Here is a 7,694-nt window from a genome sequence, read left to right as displayed (position 1 = left end):
ATGAACTATCGGTACAGCATGGGCAAGAGTTGTTCAATCAGCATTGCGCGGCTTGCCACAATTTTCAGGAGACTAACATTGGTCCTAACTTAAGTGGGGTTACCAATGATGTAGACAAAGATTGGCTAGTATCGTTCATTAGTAATGCACCCGAAATGATAGACGGTGGCGATGAGCGTGCTCAGGAACTATACAAAAAATACAATCAATATATGCCAGCGTTTACCATGCTGGATGATCAGCAAATTGAGCACATTCTTGGATTCATTCATAAATTTTCACAGGGGCAGAAGAAGAGTAAAAACAACCGGCCGGGCGGTATACTGAATCCAGTGCAAGCAAAAATACCGATGGCAGACCTTCGCTTGGTACTAGAAGAAGTACTTACGCTACCTGCTAGCGATACTATTCCTCCGTTAGCGAGAATTAATAAACTATTAGCAATAGAGGGTAGCCAGAGTGAACGCCTTTTTATTCATGATCTACGAGGCAAACTCTACGAAATTACCGATCGCACTCCGCAAGTGTACCTAGATATGAATAGCGAATACGCTGACTTTATTCATATTCCGGGCTACGGCACCGGGTTAGGAAGTTTTGCTTTCCACCCTGAGTTCGAAAAAAATGGTCTGCTCTACACTACCCACACGGAGCCAGCCAATACGGCTCCGGCAGATTTTCCACTCCCCGATAGTATCAATACTAAGCTACAGTGGGTATTGATAGAATGGAAGACTAATAATCCTCAATCTGAAAGCTTTTCCGGTACCCAGCGAGAATTGTTGCGGGTAGATATGGTTTCTCATGTTCATGGTTTTCAGGAAATAGCTTTTAACCCGCTAGTAACATCAGGTGAGGCAGATTATGGTATGCTTTACTTAGGTATGGGCGACGGGGGAGCGGGTATGCGTTACCCGTTTTTATGCGATACTAAAGAGCAGGTCTGGACGAGTGTACTGCGTATTGATCCATTGGGTGATGATAGTGCCAACGGTCAGTACGGTATTCCGGCTGACAATCCTTTTGTGAACGATCCTGCGGCGGTACCTGAGGTTTGGGCGCGGGGCTTTCGTAACGCTCATCGTATCTCTTGGGACCGTACGGGTTCTAATAAAATGTTTATTTCCAATATTGGTCAACATAGCGTTGAAGAAGTAAATCTAGGCGTAGCCGGAGGTGACTACGGCTGGCCCAACCGAGAGGGTACATTACTATTTGATCCAATGGCCAATCCCGAATTGGTTTACCCACTTCCCGCCAACGATTCGGGCTACGTGTATCCCGTAGCCCAGTACGATCATGATGAAGGTAATGCGGTTTCGGGCGGCTTTGTGTACGCTGGAATCGAAGTGCCATTGCTGGAAGGTAAATATGTTTTTGGCGATATTCCTCGCGGTAAAATATTCTACTCCGAGGTAGATGAGATGGAACTTGGCCAACAAGCTCAGGTATATCAGTTGAGTATTGAGTTTGAAGGACGAACTACCGATTTGGAGAATCTAGCTAAAAGCAAACGAGTTGACCTTCGGTTTGGGTTAGATAGTGCGGGCGAACTTTACCTATTTACCAAAAGCAACGGAACACTTTATAAAGTTATCGATTGCAAAGACACTTCAGCGTTGGCGATGATTGATGATATTTAATTTTTTGCTACTCATCATCAAATACCCATTCGTCATTATTCATCAATCGTTATTCATCATCAAGTAAGGCTACAATGCGTTCGTAATCTTGGTCGGTAAGTTCAGAGGCATAGTTGTAATGCTTCATTACTTTACCCATAATACAATCTTGTAGCTGCCCAATGCGCAATGCCTCAGAATAACGGATGTTGGTAAAGGTAACCATCGTATACAATGGAATCCAACGTTCGGGGAAGCGACGGTGCAGTTCAGCTTCCATTTTTTTACGCTCTAAAAATTCCCGATCAGCTACCAGATCACGCATTTCAATAAAATTTTGCAAGGCTAGTTCAGCTACGGCATCGGCATCAGGCTTGCGTAACTCCTGAAATTGCTCTACCATTTTTGCATAATCGTGATTATGTTCTGCCAGCAATTCCATAAAAATTCGACAGTCTTCAAAACCGGCGTTCATACCCTGTCCGTAAAATGGAACAATGGCGTGAGCCGCATCGCCAATTAGCACATTTTTACCATAGCGTGACCAAGGAAAGCATTTAATAGTAACTAAATCAGAGGTAGGGTTCTGAAAAAACTCTTCGGTAAGCTGAGGCATCACCGCCAAAGCATCAGGAAACTGAGATTCAAATAAGCGATTTACATCGGTTGGACTGTTTAGCTCCGCAAAGGACTCTTTTCCTTCGTAAGCTAGAAATAGCGTACAGGTAAAACTTTTGTCGGCATTGGGCAGCGCGATTAGCATATAGCCCCCTCGAGGCCAAATGTGTAGAGCGTTTGGTTCAATAGCAAAATCACCATCTTTAGCGGGGATACTCAGCTCCTTGTAACCGTGCTCAATATACGATTGACTATAATTGTAGCGAGGTGTTTTTTGCATGGCAGTGCGTAACGTGGAGTAAGCACCATCGGCCCCAATAAGCAAGTTAGGCTGAGCTAAAGTATCTGTTTTATTTTTTAAGTTGTGAATCAATGCTTCACCCCGGTTTAAGTAGATTTCTTCGCAGCGATGTTGAAAAAACAGTTCTGCTCCAGCCTTCTCAGCTTCTTCCACTAATAACTGACTTAGCCCTAACCGCGATACCGAATAAATAGCTTGCTCCTTGGTGCCGTAGGGCTGAAATGATAATTCTCCTGTTGCGTTGTGCATCATCCGGCCCCGCATTGCAATCGCCTGATCACGAACTTTTTCTCGCAGCCCAGCTTGCTCTAAAGCACTCCAACCCCGATAACTTAAAGCAAGATTGATGGATCGTCCTTCTTCTAAACCGAACGTTCGGGGGTCAGATCGTTTTTCAAAAAGTTGTACTTGATAGCCTTTTTGAGCCAATAAAGTGCTAAGCAGTGCCCCGGATAGGCCTGCTCCCAAAACAGTCATTTTACCTTCGTTCATCAGGATAGGTTTTCACGAAGAATTTCGCTAAAGCGATACACTTCAGTAAATGTGTTGTATAGTGGTGCAGGGGCTACCCGGATTACGCTGGGTTCTCGCCAATCGACAATAATACCGGATTGGGTGAGTTTTTCAAAAACCTGCTTGCCTCTACTGGCAAATACTAATGATAACTGCGCCCCTCGTTCTTCAGGATTGTGAGGGGTAATAATATTAATATATTTTCCTTCAGGATCGATAGACTGGATACATTCTTCTAAAAACCCGGTAAGTTTTAAACTTTTCTTGCGAATTCGGTCTATTCCGGCTTCGGCAACAATTTTTAACGAAACCCGCTGGGCAGCGAGCGGCAAAATGTTAGCATTACTTAGTTGCCAGCCGTCCACTCCGTACATCGGCTTAAAGCCTGATTTCATCTGAAATCGATCTTCTTCTCGGTGTCCCCACCACCCTGCCAAACGCGGCAACTGAGTATCGTTGGCGTACCGTTCGTGAACAAACGCTCCCCCGGTGTTGCCCGGCCCCGAATTTAGATATTTATAACTGCACCAAACGGCGAAATCTACGTTCCAGTTATTGAGCTGCATCGGCACATTGCCTACCGCATGGGCCAGATCAAAACCTACCGTAGCTCCTACGCTCTGGGCTGATTCTGTGATCGCATTCATATCGAAGAACTGACCAGTATAGTATTGAATTCCGGGCAAAAGCACCAATGCCAACGAATCAGCGTGTTGCTCAATCGCTTGTAAGATATCTTCCGTATGCAATACCTCCTTACCAGCTCGAGGATGAAGTTCAATCAAAGCTTGCGCCGGATCAAAGCCATGCCAACGAAGCTGACTTTCCACAGCATAATGATCCGAAGGAAACGCGTCACCTTCTATCATAATTTGGTATCTGCTATTGGTAGGCCGGTAAAAAGATGCCATTAGCAGGTGAAGATTCGTAGTCAGATTGTTCATCGCTACCACTTCGTGCTCTTTCGCTCCTACAATATGGGCCAGCGAGCTTTTTAATCGCTTATGATACGTCCACCAGGGATTGGGCTTAGCAAAGTGTCCGTCAACGCCTTCGGTACGCCAAGTTTTCAGTTCCTCTTCTACTGCGAGAGAAACTGCCTTCGATTGAAGGCCCAACGAATTACCGCAAAAATAGATTTTTTCTACACCTAGTTCATCTTCAGGTATGTGATATTGCCGACGGAAGTCTTTTAACTAGTCGGCCTGATCGTATTCTTGTGCTCTTTTCTTCAGTTGCTCCATCCTACTTGGTAAATGGCATTCTTCGCCTTCTTAATACGTTTTAACAATTAAATGTTTTGAGCACTAGCTACCTCCTTTTCTGACAGACTAATGATATGTACTTTTCTCGCGATCAAGCGGAGCTAAGCTGTAACTGTTTTCTGCTAAACAGATCTATTTTATGCCTAGTTTTATACTGATTGGCTATTTACTTACATTTGCTACATGAACCTTGACTTGACTAATAAAAATGCCGTTGTGTGCGGCAGTACCGATGGTATTGGCAAAGCCTGCGCGATAGAACTGGCCAACTTAGGAGCTACAATCACACTAGTAGCCCGTAACGAAGAGAAGCTAAAGAAAACGTTAAACGAACTATCCGCTTCTGCTGGACAGCAACATCGCTACCTACAAGTAGATTTTCAGCAGCCAGATTATTTAAAGTCCGTGCTGCAAGAGTATGTCAGCCAGCAAAATGAAATACATATTTTGGTTAATAACACCGGTGGGCCACCGGCGGGCCCAGCCCATGAAGCTAGTTTAGATGCTTTTCGTAAAGGGTTTGAGATGCATGTTATTGGTAATCAAATCTTGGTACAAGCGCTATTACCTAAAATGCAGAATACGGGTTACGGACGGATTATCAATATTATTTCTACTTCAGTAAAGGAGCCTATTACGGGATTGGGGGTTTCTAATACTATTCGAGGTGCTGTGGGCAACTGGGCCAAAACCTTATCTAAAGAACTAGGGCAGTACGGAATTACCGTCAATAATATTTTACCGGGTTCTACTGAAACCGGACGTATTCGGGACTTAATTAAAAACAGAGCTACCAATCAGGGGAAGACCCCCGAAGAAATTGAGCAGAATATGAAAGAGCAGATTCCAGTGGGACGGTTTGCCGAACCGGCGGAGATCGGTTACGCAGTAGCTTTTCTAGCCTCACCTGCCGCAGCTTATATTACCGGAGTTAACTTAACCGTAGATGGTGGAAAGATGGGCTGCGCCTGACAATTAATAATGTACAGTTAGCAATTAGCAATGAACAAGTCGAACATAATTGTTCATTGTTAATTATTAATTGAATTAAACTGAAACTAGTGTTTTGCCGGCTTCTTTGGGGGTTTTCTTTAGCTTGGCAATATTGAATACTTTCTGAGTCTTATACTTCGTATAGCTGCACTCATAGTGCTTAATCAAGGTTCCTTCTTTGTCTTCAGTGGGTGATTCTATAATTTCTTCACGTACTACCCGCAGCGTATAGTACCCACAAGTAGGCGACTTTTCGGCGTGCAAATGCCCTTTGTATTTTTCAATCTGAGTCTCGCCACTATCTTCATCAATCCACACATCATAGTCTACTGAAAATATATTCTCCTCAGCTTGCTGCCCTTCGTCTAGGTATACATCTTCTTCAGACTCGCTCAGCAGTTTCATTTCATTGCCTGCTTTAGAGCGACGAGGCTCGTACCGCAACTTATTTAACCGCCCCTCAATAAAGGTAGGATAGTAATACTCCAAATAGTTGTAAATTACTACGCCAATAATCAGTCCGAACATAATAGAGACAAACAGGCCTACGAATACGTACATCCATTCGGCAGCGAGAATTGAAGTAACGTAACAAGCACCTCCGGCAATAAATGAGATACTACTGTACCACAGCAAGTTTTTCTCGCGCTGGTTAACAAAATCGTACTTAGCTTTGTAGCTACTAGTAGTAGCCAGTTTGAACAATAAGTATACAAGAAATAATACTCCAATTCCGATACATACGAAGGTTCCGTAAAACAGAATTTGTCTGAAAAGCGCTAAAAAGTTTTCCATGACTTGGCCTTTAATTTAGTAAGCGATGTTTTATTGATAGTTGTTGTTGCTCCTGTCTTAGCCTCACAAAAATAGATTAAATTTCAATGAAACCGGCATTTGATATTCTGCTATCTTCAAAGGTTTCTTACATATTTAACCGGGCGTAAGGTTTCAGATATAAGTTACAAATTAAACGTCAATAAGTAAACCCTTATTGTTAATCTAGCTTACTGTGAAGGCTAAAACGACTTATTCTCAGTAAAATAGCTCAAATTACTTGATGCAACTATTCCAGCTTCAGCTAGTTCTATTAAAATATCTGGGCTGATTTCTACTATATTGACAGCAATGTGAAATTCTTGGCTAAACATACATATATTTTTTACCGCTATTTCCTGCCAAATTATGTATAGTGTAATTATTCGCGATCATATGATGATTGCTCATTCGTTTGACAGTGAAGCCTTCGGGCCCGCTCAAAAGCTACACGGAGCCACCTATGTGGTAGATGCCGAATTTAAAGCCGAGCAGCTAGACGAAAACAGTATTGTGATTGATATTGATATTGCCACCAAAGAACTACAAAAAGCCTTAGCTCCCCTCAAGTATCAGAATCTGGACGAGCTAAAACAGTTTGAAGGTAAACTAACCACTACCGAGTTTTTAGCTAAATACGTTCATGATACCATCAGCGAGGCAGTGAGTGATCGATTCAGTGGTAGTTTGAAAATCACGTTGGGTGAATCGCACGTAGCTTGGGCAACTTACGAAGCTCCGGTAAAATAATGCGCGCTCCCTGGTACTTCGTACTACCGGAAGAAAGAAGTCAGCCTTCGGGCGGAAATATTTACAATGACTGTATTATTCAGGCTCTTCAACAAGTGGGACAATCGGTAGAAATTATTTCGGCCGATGATTATTTACAGGCTATCCGACAAGACCAAGTCGGGATGTATTGGGTAGATACTCTAGTATTAGAATCTATCCGAGAAGTGCTATCGCTGCGTCCGTCTCAGGCGCGTTCGCTGCTTATCGTTCATCATTTAGAAAGCCTTTCCCCATCCACAGGTCAATCTGCCGAAAAATACCGAGCAAAAGAGCAACCTTGGCTCAATTGGTTCGATGGATTCTTAGCAACAAGCCACTTTACCAAGGACTACCTTCGGCGACGAGAAGTTTCACAACCTATTATCGTAGCGGAACCCGGTACAGATATTTCTTTAACCGCTATTCCCAAGCGTGGCACTGAAAAGGTTCATGCTCTAGTGGTCGCAAACTTGGTGGAGCGAAAGGGCATTCTACCTTGGTTGCAGTGGTTAGTAGAGAACGTGAAAGAGCATGACCAATTTTCATTAACCATTGTCGGAAGGTTAGATATTGAACCCGTCTACGCTCAACAGTGCATTTCAATTATTAAGGAAAATTCTTTGCGGCTTAAGTACGTATACTTAGTCGGTAGTCAGCCCTTCCATCAGATGGCTAACTTCTATCATAAATCTAATCTGTTTATTTCAGCGGCTTCTATGGAAACTTTTGGGATGGCTTTACAGGAGGCTAGAGTACATCAATTACCTATTTTAGCGATCGATGGTGGAAACAGTGCTT

6 protein-coding genes and 1 pseudogene are annotated in these 7,694 nt (G+C 43.3%); 4 read left to right on the top strand and 3 right to left on the bottom strand.

Annotated elements, in window-relative coordinates:
* Window positions 1-1,643: PQQ-dependent sugar dehydrogenase (locus WBA23_RS19770; protein ID WP_424584007.1), on the top strand; the 1,643-nt coding region annotated here is incomplete at its 5' end.
* A 49-nt stretch (window positions 1,644-1,692) separates the two neighbouring features.
* Here WBA23_RS19770 and WBA23_RS19765 read toward each other — a convergent pair.
* Window positions 1,693-3,033: an FAD-dependent oxidoreductase gene (locus tag WBA23_RS19765; RefSeq protein WP_424584006.1), complete on the bottom strand. Its 1,341-nt coding sequence runs from the start codon at window positions 3,031-3,033 to the stop codon at window positions 1,693-1,695.
* Window positions 3,033-4,238, bottom strand: a pseudogene (gene kynU / locus WBA23_RS19760) (kynureninase); the annotation flags it as partial. The gene WBA23_RS19765 and the pseudogene kynU, both read right to left, overlap by 1 nt.
* A 264-nt stretch (window positions 4,239-4,502) precedes the next feature.
* Between kynU and WBA23_RS19755 the strand changes: the two are divergent.
* Window positions 4,503-5,291, top strand: coding sequence for an SDR family oxidoreductase (locus tag WBA23_RS19755; RefSeq protein WP_424584005.1), 789 nt, complete (start codon window positions 4,503-4,505; stop codon window positions 5,289-5,291).
* 75 nt (window positions 5,292-5,366) lie between these two features.
* On the opposite strand, the gene WBA23_RS19750 is transcribed toward WBA23_RS19755, so the two are convergent.
* A complete protein-coding gene (locus WBA23_RS19750) occupies window positions 5,367-6,107 on the bottom strand; it encodes a hypothetical protein (RefSeq protein WP_424584004.1) in 741 nt (246 codons plus the stop codon).
* A gap of 387 nt (window positions 6,108-6,494) precedes the next feature.
* Here WBA23_RS19750 and WBA23_RS19745 point away from each other — a divergent pair, with 387 nt between their 5' ends.
* Together WBA23_RS19745 and WBA23_RS19740 are read left to right on the top strand one after the other, a co-directional pair.
* Complete coding sequence (locus tag WBA23_RS19745) at window positions 6,495-6,875, top strand: 6-pyruvoyl trahydropterin synthase family protein (protein WP_424584003.1); 381 nt, start codon at window positions 6,495-6,497, stop codon at window positions 6,873-6,875.
* On the top strand, window positions 6,875-7,694 hold an 820-nt coding region (locus WBA23_RS19740), incomplete at its 3' end, for a glycosyltransferase family 4 protein (protein ID WP_424584002.1). The genes WBA23_RS19745 and WBA23_RS19740, both read left to right, overlap by 1 nt.

The organism is Tunicatimonas sp. (genome assembly GCF_049647865.1).
Classification (GTDB): domain Bacteria; phylum Bacteroidota; class Bacteroidia; order Cytophagales; family Cyclobacteriaceae; genus Tunicatimonas.
The sequence above is the reverse complement of the archived record's forward strand: the minus strand, read 5'-3'. Positions and strand labels throughout refer to the sequence as shown.